The 25,381-nt window shown below is 40.6% G+C and carries 29 protein-coding genes and 1 tRNA gene; 9 read left to right on the top strand and 21 right to left on the bottom strand.

Going from position 1 to position 25,381, the window contains the following annotated elements:
- Window positions 1–70: 70 nt before the first annotated feature.
- Window positions 71–991, top strand: a complete 921-nt coding sequence (locus QI031_RS23995) for a DUF4351 domain-containing protein (RefSeq protein ID WP_281482111.1) — start codon at window positions 71–73, stop codon at window positions 989–991.
- Window positions 992–1,612: 621 nt separating this feature from the next.
- Window positions 1,613–1,987 (top strand): hypothetical protein, encoded by a 375-nt coding sequence (locus QI031_RS23990; protein WP_281482110.1) that lies wholly within the window; start codon window positions 1,613–1,615, stop codon window positions 1,985–1,987.
- Here the strand turns inward: QI031_RS23990 and QI031_RS23985 are convergent.
- Together QI031_RS23985 and QI031_RS23980 are read right to left on the bottom strand one after the other, a co-directional pair.
- On the bottom strand, window positions 1,984–3,291 hold the full coding sequence (locus tag QI031_RS23985) for a CHAT domain-containing protein (RefSeq protein ID WP_281482109.1): 1,308 nt from the start codon (window positions 3,289–3,291) through the stop codon (window positions 1,984–1,986). The two genes, QI031_RS23990 and QI031_RS23985, sit on opposite strands and share 4 nt — an antisense overlap.
- Complete coding sequence (locus QI031_RS23980) at window positions 3,275–3,667, bottom strand: hypothetical protein (protein WP_281482108.1); 393 nt, start codon at window positions 3,665–3,667, stop codon at window positions 3,275–3,277. Before QI031_RS23980 ends, QI031_RS23985 begins: the two co-directional genes overlap by 17 nt.
- Before the next feature lie 117 nt (window positions 3,668–3,784).
- Between QI031_RS23980 and QI031_RS23975 the strand changes: the two genes are divergently transcribed.
- Together QI031_RS23975 and QI031_RS23970 are read left to right on the top strand one after the other, a co-directional pair.
- A complete protein-coding gene (locus tag QI031_RS23975) occupies window positions 3,785–4,258 on the top strand; it encodes a type II toxin-antitoxin system VapC family toxin (protein WP_281482107.1) in 474 nt (157 codons plus the stop codon).
- A gap of 5 nt (window positions 4,259–4,263) precedes the next feature.
- On the top strand, window positions 4,264–4,446 hold the full coding sequence (locus QI031_RS23970; RefSeq protein WP_281482106.1) for a hypothetical protein: 183 nt from the start codon (window positions 4,264–4,266) through the stop codon (window positions 4,444–4,446).
- A gap of 99 nt (window positions 4,447–4,545) precedes the next feature.
- Here QI031_RS23970 and QI031_RS23965 read toward each other — a convergent pair whose 3' ends face one another.
- The 3 genes from QI031_RS23965 to alr form a co-directional block, all read right to left on the bottom strand.
- Window positions 4,546–4,914 (bottom strand): hypothetical protein, encoded by a 369-nt coding sequence (locus tag QI031_RS23965; RefSeq protein WP_281482105.1) that lies wholly within the window; start codon window positions 4,912–4,914, stop codon window positions 4,546–4,548.
- A gap of 775 nt (window positions 4,915–5,689) precedes the next feature.
- A tRNA-Leu gene (locus QI031_RS23960) sits at window positions 5,690–5,771 on the bottom strand.
- Window positions 5,772–5,830: 59 nt separating this feature from the next.
- A complete protein-coding gene (alr, locus tag QI031_RS23955; RefSeq protein WP_281482104.1) occupies window positions 5,831–7,018 on the bottom strand; it encodes an alanine racemase in 1,188 nt (395 codons plus the stop codon).
- Between the two features lie 736 nt (window positions 7,019–7,754).
- On the opposite strand from alr, the gene QI031_RS23950 reads away from it, so the two are divergent.
- Entirely contained in the window at window positions 7,755–8,252 is a 498-nt protein-coding gene (locus QI031_RS23950; protein WP_281482103.1) for an HNH endonuclease, read from the top strand.
- 807 nt (window positions 8,253–9,059) lie between these two features.
- Window positions 9,060–10,343: a DHH family phosphoesterase gene (locus QI031_RS23945; protein ID WP_281482102.1), complete on the top strand. Its 1,284-nt coding sequence runs from the start codon at window positions 9,060–9,062 to the stop codon at window positions 10,341–10,343.
- A 110-nt stretch (window positions 10,344–10,453) separates the two neighbouring features.
- Here QI031_RS23945 and hisD read toward each other — a convergent pair whose 3' ends face one another.
- From hisD to QI031_RS23880, 13 genes are all read right to left on the bottom strand, one after another.
- Entirely contained in the window at window positions 10,454–11,734 is a 1,281-nt protein-coding gene (gene hisD, locus QI031_RS23940) for a histidinol dehydrogenase (RefSeq protein WP_281482101.1), read from the bottom strand.
- A 680-nt stretch (window positions 11,735–12,414) separates the two neighbouring features.
- Window positions 12,415–14,004 (bottom strand): glycoside hydrolase family 10-like protein, encoded by a 1,590-nt coding sequence (locus QI031_RS23935; RefSeq protein WP_281482100.1) that lies wholly within the window; start codon window positions 14,002–14,004, stop codon window positions 12,415–12,417.
- A gap of 372 nt (window positions 14,005–14,376) precedes the next feature.
- Window positions 14,377–16,284, bottom strand: a complete 1,908-nt coding sequence (dnaK, locus tag QI031_RS23930) for a molecular chaperone DnaK (protein ID WP_281482099.1) — start codon at window positions 16,282–16,284, stop codon at window positions 14,377–14,379.
- Between the two features lie 370 nt (window positions 16,285–16,654).
- On the bottom strand, window positions 16,655–16,834 hold the full coding sequence (locus QI031_RS23925; protein WP_281482098.1) for a hypothetical protein: 180 nt from the start codon (window positions 16,832–16,834) through the stop codon (window positions 16,655–16,657).
- On the bottom strand, window positions 16,831–17,004 hold the full coding sequence (locus QI031_RS23920) for a hypothetical protein (RefSeq protein ID WP_281482097.1): 174 nt from the start codon (window positions 17,002–17,004) through the stop codon (window positions 16,831–16,833). The genes QI031_RS23925 and QI031_RS23920 overlap by 4 nt, the downstream gene beginning before the upstream one ends.
- A gap of 6 nt (window positions 17,005–17,010) precedes the next feature.
- Window positions 17,011–17,433 carry a hypothetical protein gene (locus QI031_RS23915; RefSeq protein ID WP_281482096.1) on the bottom strand — a complete coding sequence of 141 codons (423 nt, stop codon included), beginning with the start codon at window positions 17,431–17,433 and terminating at the stop codon, window positions 17,011–17,013.
- The gene (locus tag QI031_RS23910; RefSeq protein ID WP_281482095.1) at window positions 17,434–17,889 is read right to left on the bottom strand and encodes a hypothetical protein; all 456 of its coding nucleotides are present in this window, start codon (window positions 17,887–17,889) and stop codon (window positions 17,434–17,436) included.
- The gene (locus QI031_RS23905; protein ID WP_281482094.1) at window positions 17,886–18,131 is read right to left on the bottom strand and encodes a hypothetical protein; all 246 of its coding nucleotides are present in this window, start codon (window positions 18,129–18,131) and stop codon (window positions 17,886–17,888) included. The genes QI031_RS23910 and QI031_RS23905 overlap by 4 nt, the downstream gene beginning before the upstream one ends.
- Window positions 18,131–18,709 carry a hypothetical protein gene (locus QI031_RS23900; protein ID WP_281482093.1) on the bottom strand — a complete coding sequence of 193 codons (579 nt, stop codon included), beginning with the start codon at window positions 18,707–18,709 and terminating at the stop codon, window positions 18,131–18,133. Before QI031_RS23900 ends, QI031_RS23905 begins: the two co-directional genes overlap by 1 nt.
- A 110-nt stretch (window positions 18,710–18,819) precedes the next feature.
- The gene (locus QI031_RS23895; RefSeq protein WP_281482092.1) at window positions 18,820–19,644 is read right to left on the bottom strand and encodes a hypothetical protein; all 825 of its coding nucleotides are present in this window, start codon (window positions 19,642–19,644) and stop codon (window positions 18,820–18,822) included.
- Window positions 19,645–19,646: 2 nt separating this feature from the next.
- On the bottom strand, window positions 19,647–22,148 hold the full coding sequence (locus QI031_RS23890) for a hypothetical protein (RefSeq protein ID WP_281482091.1): 2,502 nt from the start codon (window positions 22,146–22,148) through the stop codon (window positions 19,647–19,649).
- Window positions 22,148–22,615 (bottom strand): hypothetical protein, encoded by a 468-nt coding sequence (locus tag QI031_RS23885; RefSeq protein WP_281482090.1) that lies wholly within the window; start codon window positions 22,613–22,615, stop codon window positions 22,148–22,150. Before QI031_RS23885 ends, QI031_RS23890 begins: the two co-directional genes overlap by 1 nt.
- Before the next feature lie 2 nt (window positions 22,616–22,617).
- Complete coding sequence (locus QI031_RS23880) at window positions 22,618–22,947, bottom strand: hypothetical protein (protein ID WP_281482089.1); 330 nt, start codon at window positions 22,945–22,947, stop codon at window positions 22,618–22,620.
- A 227-nt stretch (window positions 22,948–23,174) separates the two neighbouring features.
- On the opposite strand from QI031_RS23880, the gene QI031_RS23875 reads away from it, so the two are divergent.
- The 3 genes from QI031_RS23875 to QI031_RS23865 are packed head-to-tail and all read left to right on the top strand — an operon-like array spanning window position 23,175 to window position 24,005.
- Window positions 23,175–23,756 carry a tyrosine-type recombinase/integrase gene (locus QI031_RS23875; protein WP_281482088.1) on the top strand — a complete coding sequence of 194 codons (582 nt, stop codon included), beginning with the start codon at window positions 23,175–23,177 and terminating at the stop codon, window positions 23,754–23,756.
- Window positions 23,753–23,905 (top strand): hypothetical protein, encoded by a 153-nt coding sequence (locus tag QI031_RS23870; protein ID WP_281482087.1) that lies wholly within the window; start codon window positions 23,753–23,755, stop codon window positions 23,903–23,905. The genes QI031_RS23875 and QI031_RS23870 overlap by 4 nt, the downstream gene beginning before the upstream one ends.
- Window positions 23,883–24,005, top strand: a complete 123-nt coding sequence (locus tag QI031_RS23865) for a hypothetical protein (RefSeq protein WP_281482086.1) — start codon at window positions 23,883–23,885, stop codon at window positions 24,003–24,005. The genes QI031_RS23870 and QI031_RS23865 overlap by 23 nt, the downstream gene beginning before the upstream one ends.
- Before the next feature lie 52 nt (window positions 24,006–24,057).
- Here the strand turns inward: QI031_RS23865 and QI031_RS31780 are convergent, their stop codons facing one another.
- From QI031_RS31780 to QI031_RS23855, 3 genes are read right to left on the bottom strand one after another with little or no spacing between them, the layout of a single operon-like run.
- On the bottom strand, window positions 24,058–24,240 hold the full coding sequence (locus QI031_RS31780) for an IS1/IS1595 family N-terminal zinc-binding domain-containing protein (RefSeq protein WP_425525986.1): 183 nt from the start codon (window positions 24,238–24,240) through the stop codon (window positions 24,058–24,060).
- On the bottom strand, window positions 24,194–24,598 hold the full coding sequence (locus tag QI031_RS23860; protein WP_281482085.1) for a DUF4102 domain-containing protein: 405 nt from the start codon (window positions 24,596–24,598) through the stop codon (window positions 24,194–24,196). The genes QI031_RS31780 and QI031_RS23860 overlap by 47 nt, the downstream gene beginning before the upstream one ends.
- Window positions 24,599–24,656: 58 nt before the next feature.
- Window positions 24,657–25,352: a hypothetical protein gene (locus QI031_RS23855; protein WP_281482084.1), complete on the bottom strand. Its 696-nt coding sequence runs from the start codon at window positions 25,350–25,352 to the stop codon at window positions 24,657–24,659.
- Window positions 25,353–25,381: the final 29 nt, after the last annotated feature.

Raw genomic sequence — 25,381 nt, 5'->3', positions numbered from 1 at the left:
GAAGATATCAGGGATGTTTTTATTATATGAGCGATCGCCCTGCATAAACATCAATACAATAAATCTCTAGATGGCAGAATACGACAACCTGTGTAAAGTCCTTGTCGAAAAATATCCCCGTGATTTTATTCGCTGGTTACTCAATCAAGAACCACGCCAAATTAAAATATTAAAAACCGAATTGAGCATCGAACCAATTCGCGCTGATTCTGTAACATTCTTGCAAACAGAAAATCGAATTTTACACCTAGAATTTCAAACTACAGTTAAATCCAAAACTCCCATTGGACTGCGAATGCTAGATTATTACGTCAGATTAACACGTCAATATCAAGTTCCAGTGACGCAGGTAATGATATTCTTACAACCAACTAGTGATGAAATTGCCTTTACCACAGAATATGTCAGCGAAGTCACAACTCATCGTTATCAAGTTATCAGAATGTGGGAGCAAGATTCGGTACTATTTCTGAATAATTTGGGGTTATTACCGTTAGCACCATTAACAAGAACAGATTCTGCACCAGCGTTATTATCGCAAGTAGCAGCAGAAATTGCTAAAATTCCAGATATTGAGACTAGACAGAATACGGCTACATATACAGAAATATTAGCAGGGTTGAAGTTTGAACAAGATTTGATTCTGCAATTATTACGGGAGGAAACTATGCAAGAATCAGTGATTTATCAATATATTTTGCAAAAGGGCGAACAAATTGGTGAACGACGCGGCGAACAACGGGGTGAGCAACGTGGCGAACAACGGGGTGAGCAACGTGGCGAACAACGGGGTGAACAACGTGGCGAACAAAAAGAAGCTTTGAGATTTTGTCAGCTTTTACTTGATGAACGTTTTGGCGAAATTGATGCGTCGATTATTGAGCAATTGCAGGTTTTAGATAAAGAACGTTTAGAAGCGTTAGGTAGAGCTATTTTGAGATTTTCGTCACTATCTGATTTAGTTACTTGGTTAAACCAGCAAGAGGTTTGACTTGTGCAAATTAATTCTTAAAAAGGGGAATTTTTTTAGGTCATTACATGAAGAATGCTAGTTGTTGCATTAACAATGTCAACCGATACATTAACAATGCGAGTTATTACATTAACAATGCCAACCGATACATTAGCAATGTCAGTCGTTACATTAACAATGGGAGTCGTTGCATTAACAATGTCAACTGATACATTAATAATGCTGATGAAGCAACTTGTGTGTACACCGTAGGTAGTCGATTACCTTAAAACGAAGCATTTAAAAGCTTTTGACTGTTTTTAGTTTGTAATCTCTGTGGTCGATTACTTGCATGTTAATGTTGTGTGAGCAATTTCCATGTTTCTAAATTGAGCATGAAATGTATAATTATCTAGTTAGGGCTTGCTGAAAAAGTCTTTTGGTAGGGGCAGGAAACAGGGAACAGGGAACAGTTTTATGCCTATGGTTTCCAATTTTTTGAACTCCAAAAAATTTGATATCCAAGGTTTTTAAGGCTTATACGCCTATTTTCATGCACTTTTTTCTCAAAAAATAGCCGCAAAACTTTACAAGACAAGACTTTTAAAGCTGTTCAGCAGACCCTAGTTATTCGTGTATTTACTGGTTAAAACTATATAAATGCTTACTGTTACACCAGAGGAAATTAGTCAGTTTCGCAGTCAGTTGGCGGATAATCAAAATGCCCTTGATGCTCTTGATCTCATTGAGCAGCGTAATGGAAATTTGGACACAGCAGCTAAAATATTGGCAATCAGGGCTGGTTATGAACCGTCCAGAAAATCAGATATTTTGAACGATTTGTTAGAAAAGTCCCGTAAGATAATCTGCCAAGAAGAGTTTAGGGATGAATTGGCAGCAGGGATAATACCTCTTGTTATAGAACCATTGGCGATGAGTGTTGCTATTCCTCCAGGATTGGCAAGTGTAGTTGCTATTTATGCTTTTAAAATAGGGGTTAAAAAATTTTGCCAGGTTCCCGATTCGGAATCTTAAACTCCTGTGGCGGTGAAAGCTGCCCAATAGAAAGGATTTTTAAAAGGATATGGCTTACGATTCTTAGCCTGTAATAAGTATTCTTCAGCAAAAATCTGCTCATCTTCTTCAAGTTGAGCAAAAATTTCTGCAATTTGTGAATCATATTTAACTAATAGTGCTGCAAATTCTTCTGTTGTTAAATTTTTCAACCAATGCTGTGCTTGATTGAGTGCTAGGGAGACATTATTTATTGTTTGCAGGTTTTCATAAAATTTCATCATCAAAAATGCTGTAGATAAATCGCTGACAGTCCATAAACTACTGACTACAGCTTTACTGCCAGCTAACAGAAAACCGCTAGGTAAACCAATATATTCGTCACTGGTATTTTCAAAATCAATCAATCCAGTTTCGCAGGCGGAAAGGGTGACGAGGCGACATTTTTCTAATTGCAGTGCAAATATTTTATCTAACGTCAGACATTTTTCTAAATCGTGAGTTTCCTCGGCGCGCACGTTTAGATAACGTTCAGAGTTAGATTTTGTTGCTGTGTCTACGACTGGTGCATTGGCTAAAATTAGACCAGATTGACTAGCATTTGTCCAATTAAAATAACCGTGACAACTAAAATGAGCGCAATGGTAAGTATTTAAGTCAGATTGATTAATTGCTGTGAGTGTCGCGTCTGTTTTTTTCAGGACGTTGGTAGTATTAAAGTAGCTTTGAATAACTTGTACTTCTAAATCTGTATAGTTTAAATCGCCTGTGGGGTTTTGAACTGCAAATAAAGATTGGAAATCAGGACGTTTGCGTTGTTGTACCTGTTGCAGTAATTGACAACTGGGCGCGTAACTCACACCATGAGGAAATAAATCTAGAAGACTAGAATAACTTGCAGCATTTGGATTTACTGGAAGTGCATGAAGGGGTAATAAATGCAAAAACCTATGAGGAATTAAAATCAGTTGATTGCAGTGCTGTGATAGCTGATTTATGATTGCAATTATTTCATCAATGTGCAGAATTGCCGCTAATTGCTTAAGTTCTGACTCTAAGCTCTTCCGCCATTCGTTTTTTTGTTCGTAGTAATTTTGTAAATATTGATTTACCCAATTTCTCAAAGCTTCTCTATCTTCTGCCTGGGATTGCCAAACTTTTACTTCTCCTGTTTTGGTGACAATAAACGCCAGGATTTTATCATTCAGAATATACCACTCAATGATGACTGTATTCTCATTCAACGTAGCTTGAAATGAATTAAAATCAAAACCATAACCAACAGGTAAATAGCGGTTTTGTAATTCATTACGCTGCTGTCGCAATTCTTGGAGCGGAAATATTATTAATTTTTTTGACGTTTGCCACAAGCATTTGGTTAGCTACTTGCACATTATCTCTATTATTTGCCATGACTTTCAGTGCTTGTTCTAAGAAATATAAGCATTCTTTTGTTGTGGCAGTCGATGGTAATTTACTATAAACTCCAAGCTGTTGCCCTGCTATATTCATTAAATGATTAGCTTGGTCTAATTCGCCATGTTGTCGTAGATGATTTGCTATTTCCAGGATGTTTGGTATCAAGTCAACATCCACTAGTTCTTGGTTTGCTGCCAAAATTTCTTGGACTTCATTGTTAGTACGACAATTCAACAGACTTTGAACGAGGTTAATGTAAGCTTGCCGACGCTGTTCGTTCATGGGTAAGGGCGTGAAACGCAACATAATCAAGAGAATGATTCAACGCCAACACCCTCAATTCCAGAAAAGTGTAGAATTTCATCACAGGTGATGTGTTTCTGACAATGCAAGAATCTGATGAAAGAAAAAGTCTATGTAGAAACTTCAGTAATAAGTTATCTAACTTCTCGTCCTAGCCGAGATATTGTGATTGCAGGGCATCAACAAATTACTCAAGAATGGTGGCAAAATTATCGAGATAAATTTGTTCTAGTGGCTTCACAGCTAGTTATTCAAGAAGCCAGTGCTGGAGATTCTATTGCCTCTGAACAAAGACTAAAAATTTTAGAAACAATAGAATTATTAGAAACTAGAGAAGATGCACTAAGTTTAGCCCAAGCTTTTCTTGATTTTAAAATTATGCCGCAAAAAGCAGCTGAGGATGCTTTACATATTGCTATTGCTGTAACTAATGGTATCAATTATTTATTGACATGGAATTGTAAACATATTGCTAATGCTATAATTCGGAGAGAAATTGAACGCACTTGTCGCTCTCAAGGCTATGAACCAGTGATAATTTGTACTCCAGAAGAACTGATAGAAAGGTAAAAATTATGTGGGAAGATCCAATTATCGAAGAAATTTATCAAGCTAGACAAGCCCATGCGAATCAATTTAATCATGACTTACAAGCAATTTATCAAGATTTAAAAGCACAAGAAAGAAAGAGCAAGAGAAAATTTGTTTCTTATCTTCCAAAGTTGTTGAAAGATGTTTCTTTGTTGCATAAGACTTAATAGACATAGGAGTGAAAATCAATGTAGAGACGTAGTATTGCTACGTTTCTACAAGGGTTTCGGGTAACGCAGAATTAATTTCTACCAGATGTCTAACGACTAACTCATCGCCTCAACTAACTTTTTGCGGCTAGGACGCTTACGCTCTGATTTTTTCTTCAATCCCACAGCTTGAGCTTGATTGCTATCTGAGCCATACTGTCCTCTTACAACTTCTTTCATCGCTAACACCGCATTGTGAAATTCCCACTCCGCTAATCGAGCCGCATCAGACGCAGCACGGTATAAAGTTAGTTTCTCTACTTCGGCTTTTTGAGCATTTAACATTGCTTCGTAAGATGCATCTATTTTGCTTTTAGAAGCATCATCTCGGCTGGTTTGATAATCAGAGATGGTTTGCAAACCGTGGAATGAATTAATATCTTGATCAATGTTAAGAGGCGTGAGACGGCGATTTGTGTTTTGCATGGCTGTTAATATATGCGTAGTGGACTATATATTTAGCGTGTCAATTTAAACTTAAAATCGCTTGAGAAAATACACGTAATTAACGCTACCTGCAACTTAAAAGTTTGACACCATTTAAACGCCAATTTACAGATTATGCTGTGGGTTAAACATCAACAATTTTGTTAGCTTTTCAACTTCAGCTTTTTGAGTATTGAACATTGCTTGATAAGATTGCTCTAATTTGCTTGTGGAAGCATCATCTCGGCTGGTTTAGATTCATGTTGGGTTGCGCTGCGCTTAACTCAACCTACATCATTTTTCTGTAAGGTAATACATTGTGAATGTAAGACAATACATTATTAATGCAAGGGGATACATTACTAATGTAAGGCGATACATCATTAATGTAAGACGATACATTGTGAATGTAGCAAATTACATTTGGGTGCATCCCAGTTTTTATTTGACAACAATAGAATAAGTGTCATTGCGAGGAGGAACGACGAAGCAATCGCATTGACTTGTTTTTAGTCAGAGATTTTGCGATTGCTTCACTCCACTTCGTTACGTTCGCAATGACGTTCAAAAAAGTGGGATGCTCCCATTACATTTTAGGTATGGCTATTGCAATTAAAAATCGCAACTGTAACAAAGTATTTGCAATTAAGCTCATTCCACCCCTTGAAGGTGCGGGACTTCATGTCAGTGCATCGCTGACTACTGACACCTGACGGCGATGGTCGCTGTACAATGGAGCAAGATAAGCTTAAATTTATGTTTTTATCTTTTCAAATGCGGATGAAAGGACTTGAACCTTCACTCCTCTCGGAACTAGAACCTAAATCTAGCGCGTCTGCCAATTCCGCCACATCCGCATCAGTCAACTATAGTAGCATAGCAAATATTGTATGGGAATAGAGAATTGGCAAATAATTTAGATAACGGCAACACGAGGCAACCGATGCTTAAACCCACAAAGAATTTCCCAAGAAATGGTGTTTAATTGTTCTGCCCAATCGTTAGCTGAGATTTGTTCTTTTCCCTGCTCTCCTAGTAAAGTAACTATTTCTCCTTCTTGTAAGTCAGGAATAGCACTGACATCTAGCATTAATTGATCCATTGTAATTGTGCCGATTTGTGGCACTCGCTGACCGCGAATTAATACTTGCATATTTTGAGAAAGATTGCGCGGTACACCATCGGCGTAACCAATTCCCACAACGGCAAGGCGAAGTTCGTGGGGGGCAATAAATTTATGACTGTAACTGACACCAGTGCCGGCAGCAATTGTTTTAACTTGGGTAACTCGTGCTTTCAGTTGCAAAACGGGTTTCAAATGAATCGCAGTGTGTAAATGAGCAGCCGGATAAAGTCCATAAACTGCTAAACCAACTCGAACAATATCATAGTGCAATGCTGAATCTGTCAGAGTTGCGGCGGAGTTGGCTAGGTGCAAGCAGGGTATTTTAATTCCTATTTCTTTGAGTTGAGCGATCGCTTGCTCAAATCTTCGATGCTGTTCTTGCATTACTGTAGGATCAAGACTATCTGCTGTAGCTAGATGAGAATAAATGCTAGCAATCGTCAGATGAGGTAGGCGTTGCACTAATTGCACAAACTCAGCTGCTTGCTGCCAATCAGTTCCTAAGCGAGACATTCCTGTGTCTAACTTGATGTGTATGGGTACAGGAAAACCATAATTAATCGCTTCTAAAACGTTAGAAAAAATTAAAGCTTGTTTAGGACTGCATAAAGTTGGTTGTAGTTTCCAATGAGCGATCGCATGAATTTGTTCTGGTGTGTGAGTTGCTCCTAAAATTAAAATTGGAGCTTCAATCCCGGCTTCTCGTAATTGAATCCCTTCTGGAACTGTGGCAACTCCCAACCAACTCGCTCCCGATTGCAGTACTGTTTGGGCAATTGTTACTGCTCCGTGTCCATAAGCATCAGCTTTTACCACTGCCATCAATTGAGTACGTGGTGATAGAAACTGTACCAATTGTTGTACATTGTGCGACAATGCCCCCAAATCAATTTCTACCCAAGCACGTTGTGAAAACCAAGCGTAAGTATCGCACTGTTGATGAGAAGCAACACTAGAAGTTTGCTTGCGACTTAACATTTTTACTCTCTCCTATCACACCACTGTTAATCTTCCTGATAATTTATTATCTTTATCTAGGCTTTGATCAACCATATCCGAGTCAATCAGAAAGTTTATCGTTCCTCGTGCAATTGATCGAAGATGGCAGATGTTTAAAAGAACTGAACAATTAGCTCATCTCACTCTTGGAAAGGGCGGGATTTCGTGTCAGTGGTCAGTTGTTTTTGCTACTCACCACACTTCAGCTAGCGGTAGTTGAATCTCGACTTCGCAGCAGTTGAGTTTCGACTTCGCTCAACTGCCGCGTAGTCGAACTCAGTGCATCGCTGACTACCAATACCTGACGGCGACGGGGCGACTATTACAGACACTCCTCGAAAAGGTGGGTTTACCGTTGCCTTTTGATAATTTTAGCTAGGGATTAAATCTAACAGGCTTATTTGAATTTTAAATCAGTCCACTGATAAACTAAACAAATACACACTTACCGTTAACATTGGTTGATGTAGCATCCGTTATCTGTCAACAGTCATAAATTATTTTTACTACTTACGGTTGATGACAAAACGAGAAAATATTTTCTTTAGTTGGGAAGCAATCGGCTTAAGTGTAATCACACTCAGGGTTTACGAAAAATCACTACTTGCTACTAATAATAGGTTCTGAATTTTTTTAAAGTATAATTTATTCTCATCTCCCAAGCAGAGTAGATTTGTGTTAATATATGTAAAACTAATACCTTGAGAGCTAATCAATGGTGAAGGTTTTAGTCCTAAACGCTTCTTACGAACCACTCAATATCACGAGTTGGCGGCGCGCTGCGGTTTTGTTGATTAAAGGCAAGGCAGAACGTATAGAACACAATGGCAAATTTCTGTACGCAGATTTTCCATTGCCGACTGTTATTAGGTTGCGTCACTATGTTCGTGTACCTTATAAAGAAATGCCTCTGACTCGCCGAAATATCTTGCATCGTGACAGTCATAGTTGTCAATATTGTGGTTATACAGGGGATGAATTGACTTTAGATCATGTAATACCGCGATCGCGGGGCGGCGGCGATACCTGGGAGAATATTGTTACGGCTTGTGTCCGTTGCAATGTAAAAAAAGGCAATCGCACACCTCACGAAGCACACATGCCTTTGCGTCACTCTCCTCGCCAACCTTACAGCAGCCTTTATTTCGAGGTTAGCAAACATCTTAAGAGTGGACTTCACACAGAGTGGCAAAAATATGTGATAGGCCTTTAAACTTCAGTAAAGCAACTGTAAAATGCCCAGTTAAATAGTTATCTATTACTAGGTGACATATTGTGATATTCAGGTGAACAGTCTATTTTGGTCTGGGCTAAAGGATATCTTCTGTTTGTTGATATAGTTTATTAATCATTGGCTGCGATCGCAGTATGCAAACATCTTGTTAAGCTAATCAACAGCCTCTGATCATATCTCACTATTTTGTAAAAAACTAGATGCAACCTAAAATTTGCTTCTAAATGTTCATAATTGTTTAGGTAGATGCAAAAAGTACCCTTTTAGTTAAAGATATAAATAATTATAAATTTATCCATAGTCGTCAAAATAAAAGACGATTGACCGCATACATCTGTCAACTGAGGCATGAAGTGGAGTATGAATTTAAAATTACGCCCCAATGTGATAAATTTGGGGATTATAAAAAAGTATCTTTGGTTAAGAGTACTAAGCAAACGACAAACCTTATATTTTCCTTAGCTTTCAATTTCGTTCAGTCTGATATGAACCCATAGCTTTGAATAACAGCCTTGTTTAATTTTCAACAGAGAATACAAAGATTTATATCCCCTTGAGATGGAGTCCGAGGAACCAATAGTCTTTTTTTTAGCACTTAGTATACATTCTGATGGAATTTGGCAAATTGTTGACAGAATTTTCTGGATAAAAATATAGACCTAGATGTGTATCCACAGAGTTCTATATTTCTGCGAAGATCAGAGTGTGTAGCTAAATCAGTAAAATGCTGGTTGTAATATTTCTCAACAAATCAATGGAGCTTCACATTTATCAAAGATGTTCCCCATGCAATTGAATTCTTCTCTTAAGCAGTCTAAGCGTTTGTCATTGACCACAGAGCTTAACCCTGAGGATGGTGATACAGATCAAGAAGCAGTGGAAGCACCATCCACCAGACCATCCTTGTCATCTACGGGCGAAGGAGCAAGTGTTTATATCGGTCAGCGTAGCAATTCCTTGGCTTTTCAGAAGTCAGAAGAACTACAAAAGACTTTTTTAAACCATCAACATGATCGTCAGTTGATAATTTTACAAGATTTTCCTGATCCTGACGCGCTTTCTTGTGCTTGGACTTACCAGTTAATTGCTCAGCAATACGATATTAAATGTGAAATTATTTACGCTGGGACTTTAAGCCACCAAGAAAATATCGCTTTGGTCAAGCTGACTGGTTTACCTGCTCAACGCTGGACACTACAAAGCTTAAAAAGCAAAGATTTGTCATGTTATCAAGGTTTCGTGTTAATAGATAACCAAGGAACTACAAGTCAGCTACTAGCATCGGTGCAGCAAGCAGGTATTCCCCTGATAGCAGTTATTGACCATCACAGTTTACAGGCGGAACTAAAATCAGAGTTTGTAGATGTGCGTCCTTATGTACGAGCAACTGCAACGATTTTTACCCAGTATCTTCAAGCAGGTTTATTAACCTTAGATAGTAGCATTGGTCAACACGTCAAATGTGCTACTGCACTGATGCATGGCTTGCGATCAGATACTAATCGGCTGATGCAAGCGCAAGAAGACGACTTTATGGCTGCTGCTTATCTAAGTCGATTTTATGATGCTCAACTGCTAAACGCGATTTTACAGGCAAATCGTTCTAAGCGGGTGATGGATGTAATCGAGCGATCGCTAAAAAATCGTATTGTGCAAAATAACTTTTCTATTGCTGGGGTTGGTTATCTACGCTACGATGACCGCGACGCTATTCCCCAAGCAGCAGACTTTCTAGTTACAGAAGAAAACGTCCACACCGCAGTAGTTTACGGTATTGTTCACGATGAAGATGATGAACTAGAAGTAGTTATTGGCTCCTTAAGAACTACTAAACTCACCCTTGACCCCGATGAGTTCATTAAGGAAGCCTTTGGCCAAGATAGCACCGGGCGCTTTTTTGGCGGTGGACGTACCAGCGCCGGAGGTTTTGAAATTCCGATGGGTTTCTTGTCAGGCAGCAACGAAAATCCTACCTATGCAAAAATGAAATGGGAAGTCTACGATTCTCAAATTAAGCAAAAGCTACTGAGGTTGGTTAATCCGCAAGATAACCCGATTCAATCTGAATAAACAGATGGAGAAAACTCCTTACTGCGTCAGAAATTTAATCTGAATCCTTACCAGATTTAATGTTGCCCTTTCCTCAATCCCATGAGGAGAGGGTAATGTACATTCGCAACTCAAGGCAGACGCACAGATACACTGCCAGCATGAGCAGGTAAACCTTCTGCTTGGGCTAAAGTGATGGCTGCTTGGCCTATTGTCTGCAATGCTTGTTGATTGCATTCCAAATAAGTAATTCGCTTGAGAAAATCGTAGACACTCAAGCCAGAAGCAAAGCGGGCAGAACGGGCAGTGGGTAGTACATGGTTAGGCCCTCCTAAATAATCACCAATTGCTTCTGGGGTATAGCGTCCTAAAAATACGCTACCAGCACACTTAATTTGACTGGCCAACAATTGCGGATTATTTATACACAATTCTAGATGTTCTGGAGCCAATTGATTAAGCAGTGGGATACTTTGAGCTAAATCATTAACAATAATTACCGCGCCATGCTTTTGCCAACTAGCACTAGCAACTTCTTTGGTAGGTAGAGTTGTGAGAATTTGCTCAATGGCTGCGATTACTTGTTGAGCAAAGGTTTCAGAATCAGTAATTAGAATTGACTGGGCGCTAGGATCGTGTTCTGCTTGGGATAGTAAATCCCAAGCAATCCAATCTGGATTGTTTTGGTTATCGGCTACCACCAGAATTTCGGAAGGCCCGGCGATGCTATCAATGCCAACAGTGCCAAATACTTGACGTTTAGCTTCGGCAACATAGGCATTACCAGGGCCGACAATTTTATCTACAGGGGTGATACTTTCTGTACCATAAGCCAAAGCCGCGATCGCTTGCGCTCCACCAATGCTATATATTTCTGTAACACCAGCAATTTGGGCAGCTGCCAATACTGCCGGATTAATTTCGCCGCGGGGTGTGGGTACTGTCATCACAATTCTTTCCACCCCGGCAATTTTAGCAGGGAGGGCATTCATCAGCACAGAACTAGGATAGCTAGCCCGTCCTCCTGGAACGTAAATTCCCACTTGCGATAAGGCTACCCAGTTTAAACCAAGTTTTACGCCCACTGCATCGGTATAGCCAATATCTTGGGGTAATTGTTTGTTGTGAAAAGCCCCAATTCTTTCGGCTGCTAGTTCTAGGGCAGCTTTGACATCGGTTGGACATTGGGCTGCGTGTTTGGCAATTAAGCTTTCGCTTAAACGCAAAGACTGGAGATCGTAACGATCAAAACGGCTAGTATAGTCCTTAACTGCTGCGTCTTTTCGTATTTTTACATCAGCGAGAATATCTCGTACTGTTCCACTAACATCAACTGTAGCTTCCCGGCGATCGCTCACAAGGTTTTTGAATCTAATCTCAAAATCTTTGTCGATTGTTTTCAGGAGTTGCATGGACAGTATTTTGAAAGCAGTAAGATCAATAATTAACTAGTTTAGAACCGTAGCGTCCTTTTGAGCTAAATAATAATTTTGAACTTAAGTTCGTAGTGAGTTAGCGCGGTGAAGCAGTGCGTTGGGCGGGTTTCCCGACTTGTAGGAACTGGCGTGGTTTCCCCCATGAGCGACTAATACCGTTTCACTTTAAAGTTGATACATTTGGGCAAGCAGGGGAAGCAGGGGAAGCAGAGGAGGCAGGGGGAGTAAGAAAAGTAATTTGTATCAATAATTTCGTGAAATGGTATAACGTTAGCGCAGCGTAAAGCCTGCGGCATAGCTTCGCTTAGAGCGACGCAGGAGCGTCACCCAAAGGGTAAGGACTTTAGTCCTTATTTTCTCAACACTAAAGGGCATACTATAAACCCAAGCAGCAAAATTTTGAAGAGTTGAGCTTCCCAACTCCGTTAATGAGGCTTTGAACTCGATTAATGAGCTTCCCAACTCCGTTAATGAGGCTTTGAACTCGATTAATGAGCTTCCCAACTCCGTTAATGAGGCTTTGAACTCGATTAATGAGCTTCCCAACTCCGTTAATGAGGCTTTGAACTCGATTAACGAGCTTCCCAACTCCGTTAATAAGGCTTTAAACTCGATTAATGAGCTTCCGAACTCCGTTAATGAGGCTTTGAACTCGATTAACGAGCCTTTAATACTCCTACACGAGTGTTTTCATCAGCTTTTTTGACATAATTCTTTTGCACTTCTACAACAGCACTTGTGCCTTGAATGCCATAGCGAGTTACAGCAGAAACAGCCACATCCTCAACCTGAGTGTTAGATAACACCGACGAAGTTTGTCCCACAGGTAAAATATTCGTTGTCCATTCATTTCCTATTTTGGTCTGCACAACCCAAGACGATACTATTTCTTTACCTGTGGGTTTCCAATTGAGTCGAATTGTATTTCCAGTTGCATCTTTTTGAATACTTAAATCGGGTTTACCGGGTGGAGTTTTATCTAACCACGGCGAAGCTGGCACTAAAGCGGGAGTTAGGTAAGCATCTTTTGTCAATAAGTCAGAAATGCCGCCACGATTTTGCATTAAGGGTTTCATACTATAGTGAACATTGCCACTCGCCCCCAAATAGCCTCGTGTAGTTTTAATTTGATAGACAATTTCATTAGCAGACCAAGCTTTAGAACTATGATCAGCGACACGACTGGTAAACATTCCTGGCCAAATATGTCTACCTTGGGTATTTTGTTCTAACCACCATTTCAACAGGACAGGATAACTTTGTTCGGTTTGCTCGATTTTCCAATATAGTTGGGGAGCTAGGTAGTCTAACCAGCCGTTTTGTAACCATTTGCGGGAATCAGCATATATCTGTCTGTAAGCGTTAAAAGCATGTGAATTACTGCGACTAACAACTTGTTGGGGATAACCAGGCTGCCAAACTCCAAAGGGACTAATTCCAACTTTTACCCAAGGCTTAGAGGCTTTAATAGTCTGGTACAAACGCTGAATAAATGTGTTGATATTTTCTCGCCGCCAATCATCACGGCTTTGTTTTCCTCCTGAATGCAGATATGCTTGCCAGCTGGGTTCATCGGGAAAATCAATTAAATGATGTTGCTGATTTCGTTCTGGATAAGGATAAAAGTAGTCGTCAATATGCACCCCATCAATATCATATCGACTGACAACATCCATAATGACTTTGAGCGAGTATTCTTGAACTGCTTTTTCTCCAGGGTCTAACCAGAGATACTTGCCATATTTTCTAACTAATTCTGGATGAGTCTTACTAATGTGGTTTGGGGAAATGAATGATTTTGCTGAGGAATGATGAGCGCGATAGGGATTAAACCAAGCGTGTAATTCTAAACCTCGTTGATGTGCTTCTTTAACGGCAAAAGCTAAAGGATCATAATAAGGTTGTGGTGCTTGACCCATTTTGCCAGTTAAGTATTCCGACCAAGGTTCGTAGGGTGACGGGTAAAGCGCGTCACAAGCAGGACGTACTTGGAGAATTACGGCGTTGAGCTTTAATTTGACTGCCTCGTCAAATATTTTAATTAATTCTGCCTGTTGTTGCTCAGTAGTTGAATTGGGTCGGGAAGGCCAATCGATGTTGGCGACACTGGCAATCCAAGCACCTCTAAATTCTCTTTTTGGCGATGGAGGGATAATATTTGCTGAGTGAGATGGGGGATATACAGCTTGGACAGAAGCATTAGTCGCAAGTAAGAATACACTAAGAAGAATTGTTTTGATGTTCACAAGATTCAAAGATAGTCGGACATTATACCTAAACCATGAGAAAAGTCCTCTACACCATACCTGCACTGCTTCCCTTGATAGATTTTGGGGAATTGTAGAAGCTTTGTTTCTTGTCGTTAAACATCGCCTCTATTGATTTTATAAGAAGTAAAGCAATGCTGTGTTCCTAATTGGCAGTCAAATCAAAAACTTTGTCCACAAGGGCATGGGGTATGGGGAAGAAGCTATCAGTTATCAGTTATCACTGTTTTAACCGCCTATGAAGCGATGGAGTTTCTTGGCGCTTTCAATAAAAAAATTCCCATCCAAGTATTGACCTGGATGGGTAATATTAAGTTAGGGAAAAGGTAATATTCCCTACAGAATAATAAATTACTTGCTTTCAGTAAAATCAGCGTCAATTACATCATCACCACTGCTAGAGGATGTAGAACCGCTATCTTGAGAATCTGGGCCAGCACCAGCAGCAGCATCACCACCAGCTTGTTGATAGATATTGCTACCAATAGCAAATAATGCTTGTTGTAGTTCTGGAGACAGTTTCTTAATCTGCTCATCATCTTCTTTGGCAATTGCATCCTTCAGTTCTGCCACCAAGCCATCGACCTTAGTCTTATCAGCTTCGGGAACTTTATCTCCCAATTCTTGTAGCTGTTTCTCGGCTTGGTATGCCAAGGTTTCTGCTTGGTTCTTGCGTTCAATTTTTTCACGTCGTTCTTTATCAGTAGAAGCATTTTGTTCTGCTTCTCGAACCATCCGGTCAACGTCGGATTTATCCAAGGTGGAAGCGCCAGTAATACTGATGGACTGTTCTTTACCAGTACCTTTATCCTTAGCGGTGACATTGAGGATACCATTGGCATCAATATCAAAGGTAACTTCAATTTGAGGTACACCGCGTGGTGCTGGAGGAATGCCGTCTAGGCGGAAGGTTCCTAAACTCTTATTGTCGTTGCCAAATTCGCGTTCACCTTGAAGCACATGAATTTCTACGTTGCTTTGACCATCTACCGCAGTCGAAAATACTTCCGATTTCTTGGTAGGAATTGTCGTGTTGCGGGGAATAATTTTGGTCATCACACCGCCTAAGGTTTCTACACCCAAGGAAAGTGGAGTTACGTCTAATAAGAGAATACCTGTGACATCACCTGCTAGTACACCCGCTTGAATGGCTGCACCAACTGCCACAACTTCATCAGGGTTAACGCTTTGGTTGGGGTCTTTACCTAATACCTGTTTGACAACTTGTTGTACTGCGGGAATACGGGTAGAACCACCAACTAGTACTACTTCGTCAATATCGCCTTTGCTTAATTTGGCATCCCGGAGGGCATTTTCCACGGGGATGCGGCAACGGTCAATTAAGTCAGAGCAAAGTTCTTCAAACTTGGCGCGAGTTAAGGTCGTATCCAGGTGCTTAGGGCCATCCTGGGTAGCAGTGATAAACGGCAGGTTGATTTCCGCTTGGGTAACGCTAGAAAGCTCAATTTTTGCTTTTTCTGCGGCTTCAGTCAGACGTTGTAAGGCTTGTCTGTCTTTGCGTAGTTCAATACCTTCGTCTTTTTTAAACTTTTCTGCTAAAAAGTCAACTATTTTTTTATCGAAGTCGTCACCGCCCAAGTGGGTATCACCAGATGTCGCTAGTACTTCAAATACTCCGTCACCGACTTCTAAGACTGATACGTCGAAAGTACCGCCACCCAAGTCAAATACAAGGATGGTTTCGTTACTCTTTTTATCAAAGCCGTAAGCCAAAGAAGCAGCAGTCGGCTCGTTGATAATCCGCAGAACTTCAATACCTGCAATCTTACCAGCGTCTTTTGTTGCTTGGCGCTGAGAGTCGTTGAAATATGCCGGAACTGTAATTACTGCTTGAGTTACAGTTTCACCAAGGTATTTGCTTGCGTCTTCAACTAATTTGCGGAGGACTTTTGCAGAAATTTCTTCAGGTGCAAACGGTTTACCAGCTATGGGACAATCTAGCTTGACATTACCGTTACTGCTGAGGACTTTGTAGGAAACTTCTGTAGACTCGTTACCAACTTCGTCGTAGCGGCGACCAATAAAGCGTTTGACAGAGTAAAACGTATTTTCAGGGTTCATCACCGCTTGGCGCTTGGCGATTTGACCAACTAAGTTGTCGCCATTTTTGGCGAATGCAACCACAGATGGTGTTGTCCGAAAACCTTCTGCGTTAGCAATAACCGTGGGTTTACCACCTTCCATAACTGCTACGCAGGAGTTCGTTGTACCTAAGTCAATTCCAACTACTTTTGCCATTTTAAGTGCTGGCTCCGTATAACTACTAAATGAATGAATGGGATTATAAAGGACTAATTTTTGAACCAACTGGTTGAAAAAGTCGTCAGTTCAGCATGAATAACCTTTGGTTTGGCTTCGCTGGGATTTGAACCCCAGGTTATGCTGATATATATATACTGAGAGCTTCAGTGATAGCCATTCCATGAAGGGTGGTTTTCCGAACCTGGACGGGGACGGTTACGGTTAAATTAAATGATGTTTCTAGTTGGTTCATGGATTGATTTGCTTTCACTTTGTCTAATGTATGAGAATTAATACCCTCAGCTATTGGGGTGAACCGTAATGTCAAAGTGGTGTTTGCCGTCTTTAGGAGTAATAAACTCAAGATTTACTGAGAATCCCCAGAAAACAATTTTTCTAATTGCGTGTACTGGCTAGTTACAGCTTCAAAGTTAAATCTTAAGTAATCCAACTCTTGAGGGTGAGCTTGGCAGCAAATTACTAATAGTTCGGCTGCTTGCTGTAGCTCTTTGGCGTGTCGCCAAATTTTTTCCGCTTCTGTAGTCATGCTTTATCATCTGCCGGACGCTGCACCAAATAGCCAAGGATGGCAGTAGCAACGCCTGTGACAATTTGGGCAGTGTTGCCGCCGATGATTCCAGCACCGCCCAGTATACTAGAGGTTCCGGCAACCAAACCGAGAATTGTCGTAATGCGATCTAAGGTTTTCGAGGACATTTACAACTACTCCCTAATTTTAAAATTTTGCTGCTTTTGAAGAAACTGCTGGAGTTCTTTGATCTCCACCTTTATTTCTTTAAATAATTCTTCTGTTCGCTCCCATTTGTGGTCAATTTTTTCATCGTTGCCATTTAGTGCTAATAAAGTAGCATCCTTATGGTTGATGTAGTCTTGCAGGTGAATATCAAATCTTTTGTCTAGATCCTTAATTTTTTCAGCATTACTAGCGTGATTTTTTAGTGTCTCTTGAATTTGATTAACTAAAAATGAAATCCGATTCATTTTGCTAATTACGCTAATTGCTACACCAGCCAAGACAGAGCCACTAACAAGTATCCCTAAAAATATACCTGTAGATTCTAAAGTAATTACGACTCCTGGGCTGTTAGTTGAACTAACAGCCATTACTGACTTTGTAGTATTCATTCAAAGAGCATCAATTTTCGCTTCAATTCTTGTCAAATCAGCGTCTTGGTCAATTCCCGTATATCTCCAAACAGCAACCCCAGCATTTTCAAACCAATCAGGGAGTTTGATAGAAACGCTGTAGTTAGTAGAGATTTTGGGATACAAAACAAGATTTATTTTGTCTAAAAATAAAGGTCGTTTTGTATTAAAACTGGCATCTTGATTATCAAAAGCTGAAATTCCTGTACTAACGGATTGCTTAATGTGACCAGCAAATCTCCATGTTCTTCCTTCTGGAACAATAGTAGAAACTCGAACTGCTAAAACAAAAACATCTAATAATACAGCAATTGAAATTTCAGGAATGGGAACGGATTTATATCCGCCCCCTTCTTTTGATAGTATTACTGCCGATACATTGGCATTATGAATAATTTCCCAATTACTAGAATTACCAAGCTGTAATTCCCTCATAAAAAAAGTTCGTAACTGACAACTTGGTTAAAAGCTAATTCTTCAACAGGTTTAACGTGCTGATAGGGGTCAATTCCAAAGTGGTCGAGAGTATCAAAATAAGTACCTGTATCAAGCTTGCCTGAGAGCCAATCAGCACCAGCTTGATTGATGATGATCATGCCATCGATGTCTCGCATTTCTTCGGCAGACACCATTAATAGATCGCGCCGATCTTCAGGCAGTACTAATATTTCACTCATTAGAGAATCTCAGGCGTAAATGCAATTCGGTTTCCTGTTGATTGCAAAAAGGTTTCAATAGCTGATTGTCCTTTGATATCGGTAACAGCAGCTTGATAGGTTTCTGTATCTGTTCCCGCACCAAAAGGAGACGAAACAGTTTTATTGTCGTATCGCTTGTATTCGATATTAGTGATGCGTGACTTGTTATCAGCAACCTCAGTGCCACGATCTGTTAGCGACAGCTTTGCTGGCTTGTATCCTTTTAATCCATCTAACAAAACCCCGCCAGTAGGCACAGTAAATCCAACATCATGAGTTCTGCTAGATGCCGCCGCCGCAGTTCGGACTGTATTAATTAATGCAGCTTGAGTTGTCTGAGTGCTTGAAAGCAGTCTAGTTGGAAGGTATATTCTACCGACTAGTCCAAAAGATTCAACATATCCTTTCACGCGGTTAGCATTAACTTTCACTGAAGATCCGCGCTGTCCTTTATATAATGTTTGCTTTGCATCGCGGCTGAGGTCTTCCCATGCCCGTAGTTTAGTTAAAGCCTCATTAAGTTCTTTCCCACGCCTAATATCAGAATACTTACCCATGTCTTCCTGTATGGTTTGATTTTTTACAAACTTTATACCCAGGCTAACAGCGTGTTTTGGGAAGAATTGAACCAGCGACAAGTATACTTCCCGAAAAAGAATTGGAATGTTTAAGCCGCGGTGACATTTTCTATCACGCTTCTTAAGCGTCCGTTCAGACCGACTAAGTTAACCGGTTTGACTTGTCCAGGGATAAGCAATTGAGCGTGGGTAAATTTCACGTCAGCGGTAGGACGTTGCCGAAATTTTTTAACTGTTCTGCCATAAACCCGATGTGTGCCTGGGTTGGCAGGAAATTCTTTAGTATTTTCTATAAATTGAAAATTATTATCGTTGTAAGTCTTGTCTACAATTTTTAATATTGATTGAACAGTAGAAATTCCTTCTGTTTTGGATACGCACAATAAACGTAAATCAAACCCATTATCTAAATCTAAATACGTACACTTGTATTTGCCTTTCTTCCAAATTAATGGAGGAGTAGCAAATTCGTTTTTAATCTCACGGGCATATTCAACTGCATCAGTCCTTGATATAGTTTCAGCAGTTTTATTCATGATTCTAAAACTGATTTCTCCTCGTACTTGTTCTGTACCATCACCATGTTTTTCAAAGCTGTACGGTTCTTTGAAATAAAGTTTAATTTGTGGTCTAAACTTGAAGTCTCGTTGTAATTCTGTGACAGGAATACCGTAAATGGGGGTTTGTAAGCTTTGCGTATGCCCAGCTGTAACCTCAAATAGCCATAACCTCATCATGGTCATGGTGCTAGTATCTCCATCTTTCATGGTACAAGCATGACGTAACGCTCGTTTAGGCGTGGAAATGTCATCAACTGGTTGATTTTTGAACCACTGGGTAACAGCTTTGTTGTGCCAGCGTCTAACAGTATCTTGCAAAAATTCCCATTCGTTAAAATCATCTGGTAATGGCATATTTAGTTCTCATCTGGTTCAAAATCTAAATCGATTAATTCAAAAGCAGCACTAACTAATTTGGCATTTGTTTCAGTTGCTTTTAATTGGTCTGGTTCCGGTGATTGTTTTCCTTTGTTTTCTGGCTTGTCATCTTCTTTAATTGCATTAGTTAGTTCTGTAGTTGCGTTAGTTAATTCAGTAGTCGCGTTGATGATGTCTAATGGTGCTTGAGTCACCATTTGGATGGTTGAAGCACCATTCTGTAGACTTTCTAAAGTTTGAGTAACACGATTGAATTTTGGCTGTGGATTCATCCAGCCGTAAGCCGATTCCAAAACCTCACCGGACTTTCTTAACGCATTGCCTATTTTGGCAACCTTACCAGCAGTCATTTCTAATCCGGTTAAAATAGCACTACTTAACCCCTGAAAGGCATTTAATATATTGACTGAAGCTTGATATATTCTGTTAGCTTTTGCCCAGGATTCTTTTAAAACTGTATAATTATCCGTGCCAATAATAGCTGTGATAAAACTTTGAATACTGCCAGAGATTACACTACCTAAATCAAACGCGCTGCCGTCTTCTTTTTTTAATCCTATTAATTGAAGAACGTTACTAATTGCACCTAATAATGTTTGACCGATGTCATTTGATAGCATCAAAGCATTGTGTACGGTTGCAGCGGCGATCATTAAATTTAATACCCTATCAAGATGTAACCAATCAGCAACTCTTGAAAGTTTGCCACCAATACCACCAACAAGCTGATCGCCAAGTTTGTTATTGATAATATTTAGTAGTGCTAATTGTGCGGCATTACTAAATTGACTAACAGCATCTAAAATCTGCTTACAAATAGCAAATATTGGGGCTAGCAATGCCATGATCGGAGCCAATATTGATGTTCTAGTTTCTGAATGTTGAGCTGCTATAAAAGCTTTTAATCCTGAATCGTTGTAAGGCACTGCATCTACTCCATCGCGTCCGTCTCTACCCGGTCTACCTGGAAATCCATTCAAGCCGTCCCTTCCGTCTCTACCTGGTTGTCCAGGTATACCTGGTAAATAAGCGAATATCGTTTGAATAACACCGTCTCTACCTGGTCTACCGTCTCGACCATCTTTCCCCGGCAATCCAGGAATACCCGGCTTGTTTTTGAGTAGTTGATATAACCCAAGTAACGTAGCTAGTCCCGCAGCTACCTCTAACGCTTTGTTTAGTGCATTATCCCCAGTAGACTGGGCTTTTCTTGCTGATTCATTGGCAGTTTTAGCCGTTGATTTAGCATCTGTAGCAGTAGTGTTAGCTGCGTTAGCTGTCACATTTGCAGTCGTCGCAACCGAACCAGCGGCGATCGCAATTCCCGCAGCCTTTACTGCCTGAGAATTAGCTGTAACAGCAGTAGACAAAGCAGAATTTGCTACACCTTGAGCTACATTAGCGGCGAGAATGGCTTGCCCAGATTGACCTATTGCCTGTCTGGCTTGTGATATGGCACTACTGGCTTGAGAACTAGCGGAATTACCAATACTTACGGCATAATCAGCCACGCCACGAACCGAATTAGCAACATCTAGTGCGTTTCTAGCTATTCCTCTAATCGTTGGCAGCAAACGACCAAGGATGTTGGAGACATCAGCACCAATAGCTGTAACCTCACGCTCTATTGCATCAATTCGAGAACCCAATGCCTCGGCAAATGCTACCAACTGCAAAATTTCAATAACAGTACCAGCTAATGCTGCAACTTTAGCGGCTAGTCCTAATAAGTCACCAGCAACCTTACCAGCAGTTGTCAAAGCTTTGCGACTAATGCCTATTGCTTCTGCTGCATCCAAAGCAACGTCAGCTACTTTGGAAGCCAGTTTCCCTACTTGTCCTACAACACTAGCAATTTTGTTGTCTACAATATTGATCGCCCTTTGTGCTGCTTTTGCTACGCCAACCGCATTGTCAGCTACACCACGAGCAACCTTACTTAGCGCGTTTGCTTCCTTGGCTACGGCATTGGCTATCTTTGCTTCCGTTGTAGCGGTTTGTGCGACTCCCTTCGCTTGAATGGATAAGCCTTTCGCTAATTCGGCATCACTTGCAGCCTTTGTTGCCCTAGCGCTTGCATTATTAGCCTGTCCAAATGCAGCGACTGCATCCCTATCTGCTTTTGTGCCGATAATTTCAGCCCGGTCGGCCACACTACGCGCTTGCCTTGCTGTGCCTTGTGCTTCATTGCCAATACTTAAAGCATTATCAGCTTTTCTGCTTGCATTTTTAGCTGTATTGTTGGCATCTTTAGCAGCATTATTAGCATCTCCAGCAAGCCTATTTGCTCTATTAGCATTGCCATCTGCTAATTCAGCTTTACCAAGGGCATTACTAGCGTTTTTACTAGCAGTATTCGCAGTGTTAGAAGCAGTGGCGGCTAAATTTTTAGCGTCCGAAACTTCAAACCTGAGTGCCGCTAATTGTGCCTTAATGCTTTGCATATCACTAATAAGTGATTGCCCAGGTGGAGTCGGCATTACCCTATTAACCTTTTAATTTCGTTGTATTCGACCTGCTCAATACAAACCATGTCAGGAGGGCAGTAATTGTTAGGGTCGAGACATTTAAACGGATCTGGGCAAGTTTGTCCGCTGACCATGCCACAGCCGGCTTGACATTCAGCTAATGAGTCATATTCGCCAGGAGTCCCGTAAACATTGCTCTTGACACATGAATTATTTATGCAATCATAAGGAACCGCGTTACAAGCGCTACAATTACCAAATTTTGTGTAACCAGTTGTGGCGCTATCATTAGCTACAGCGCTAACTTGTGCTGTAGCAGATGTATAGAAATAATTTGTTCCAGCAATATTAACACCATCTAAAAACAGGTAGACGGTGTTTGAGTCCCTGGCTCTATATTCCGCTGTGACTCCACAAGCAAAAAATTCGTAATTGTTGTTGTCAGTTCCCTTGCCGTAAAAACGAAAACATTGTGTCATTATCAATAGTTATCCGGGTTAATTGTGGAGTTTGTATCAACTTTGCTCAAGGAAACTGTTAGCTGGTCAGTCCTGTACCCGGTGTTATCAGTGCCGCGTGTAATAAAACTCGTGTAGCCCGTATCGACAACAATAGATTGGTCAATATTAGAATCAAAATTGGTAGCATTCAGGGAAAGTTTAGCTTGCAATATTATCGCCACCAGCAAACTTTCGGCTGTGTTATTGGCGGAAGCTGTTAAACCAGTCAAATCAGCTTTTGAGATAGTCAGCGTATTCGCGTCTTGAGTAGCGTTAGCTCCAAAGACAGCGGCAAGTGTTGGTTCTGCCATGTTAATAAATCAGATTTATTTTGAAATAAATAAATCCGTTTTATGCGGCTTCAATATTTATGTAAATGTTCTACTTTTATGTAGAACCGGAAGATTTACGGATGGCGTGAAACCATTGCTACAACTAAGATTAAGCCGAATATTGCTAATACCATTAATTAGAAATATTCCGATTTAACCATTGCAGTTGGTTAAACCGGAACATGCAGAAGCAGAGAAAAATAATAATGAAGAATAACCGAAATGGACAAGCAGCCATTTTGACAGAAGCGGATTATGCCAAAATTCGCAAACATATTAGAAGTAGGAAATATCGCTTACTTCTTGATCTGGCTTGGTACACTGGTGAGCGCTGGGGGGCGCTGGTGCAATTGCAAGTCAACGATGTTTATAACGATGACCATACACCACGCGAGTATATCAATTTTCGAGCCAGGACTCGCAAGGCCAGTCCTGACGGAAAGCGAAAAACTCGTCAAGTGCCTGTACATCCGGTACTTTATGAATCTTTAGCAGCTTATCAGCCAGAAAAAAATTCTTGTTGGCTGTTCCCCGACCGCGCAGGAGACAAGGCAATCTCGCTTCGCTGGGCTGACATGATTTTGCGTAGTGCTGTTGAAAAAGCTGGATTGGCTGCTAAAGGCATCAGCACTCACAGCACCCGCCGGAGTTTTATTACCAAGTTGGCAAAGCGAGGTGTCAGCCTTGCAACTATTAAAAAAGCTACTGGCCACACAGATTTAAAGGTTTTGTCTCGCTACATCGAGGTCAGCGATGACGATGTTAAGGACGCGATCGCCACTTTATGAACCCGCAAATCCTCTTCCTGCAAATTGAGATATTTTTCGACCGCTTGCAGCGCGGGGAATACGATCATCCGCTGTTGCTGGCTATGGCTTTGGAGAATCTCGCTAATCAGGCATGGGATGAGGTCGATGAGGTTTATCCAAATTTGTGACAAAGTGGCGCGATCGCAATATCCTTATGTCACAAGTAATAATTTGGCATTCATGCGATCGCAACTTTTGACCCTATTTACTGCGATCGCATTTCTCTAACAGATTTTGTCAAAAACTTATAGTCAAATTTTGACTACAACAAAACTAAAGTTTAGGCGGATGGTTGAAACGTCTTGCGGCATTGCTGACAAAACCAGCGCTGGACAATAGACCCGTCAACCAAAATGTTAGAGCCATTCTTGTAAACTTGTAAACCCTGGCAGCGTGGGCATAGTGGACGGTCAATTTTAATAGCTTCTGAGCAACTGTTTGATTTCGATGGGTGATTGTCCATCTGCGATCGCATCCTCTACTAGTTGTTTTTTATGCTGGGCTTTTAAAGAATGCACAGCACCAATGTATACACGTTGCTTCTTGCGGCCTTCCATCCAGCAGTATCGATAATACCAATATTTATTTTGAGATCTTTCTACCCAATAGCGCTCTACCCATTGGGTATCGTGTTGGGGCGCAGATTTTTTAGTACCCTGTGATACCTGCGCCCCAACAAGCGATTCTACTGGTGTTGTGTGTGATACTTGCGCCCCAACATAGTTATCTGGTTGCTTGGTGATTTCATCCCAATATGGATCAATGAGTGGTCTAATCGTTTGCGTTGCTGGAAAGTTAAACAGTGTTAATTGTTCAGTCATAATTAATTTGCGTTTAATTAACTCCTGCCAATTTGGCAGGTTTTTTTATACATAGGAATTATCCAGAGGGAAATAATTCATCCCACTCTGTAGAGTTCCCAAACATTTGGAGAATACGAGAATAATTTCGCTTTTCTAACCACCACTCCTCACGCAAACATTGACGGATAAATCCTTCAGGGTTAGGAATTTTATCAAAACCTCCCCGTAAATCAAAAACTAAAACAGAAAGTCTGATCTCATTAACAGGACGATCTAATACCTCGGTAATATTCTCGTTAAAATAAATACCCTTTTCTTCGAGAAGCTGTTTGTTAATATCATGATCTGGATGCTGCTGCTGTATATTCCCCGGAACGACAGAGTTATCTTTTGAGGGGTCTAAAGTGTCACTAAAATTATGGTTTTGTAAGTTTTTTTCTCGTTTTTTTCTTGGTGGTTTCAACCATTCGAGGGGTCTTACAAGTAACTTATATATCTTCCAACTGTACTGTTTAACTATTTGTATAACTCTGTGTTCTACTAGCTGGTTAAATATTTGTTTGAGATAGTTGTGGGAATAACCTTTACCTCGTGATTTGGCTACTGTGGCATTAAATTCTGATAAGTCTGGCTCTACCTCAGCAGATATTTCGCCTTGTCTCATTAGCCATTGCCAAAGTGATTTAGCTGCGGGGCAAATATGGTGTTTGTAACAGAATGCTTCATGTTCTTCCGTCCACGGAAGATTGATTTTATTCGTATTTTGTGGCATGATAATGTTAGTTGAAATTTGTTGAGTAG

It is taken from the genome of Halotia branconii CENA392 (assembly GCF_029953635.1).
GTDB classification, from domain to species: Bacteria; Cyanobacteriota; Cyanobacteriia; order Cyanobacteriales; family Nostocaceae; genus Halotia; species Halotia branconii.
The sequence above is the reverse complement of the archived record's forward strand: the minus strand, read 5'-3'. Positions and strand labels throughout refer to the sequence as shown.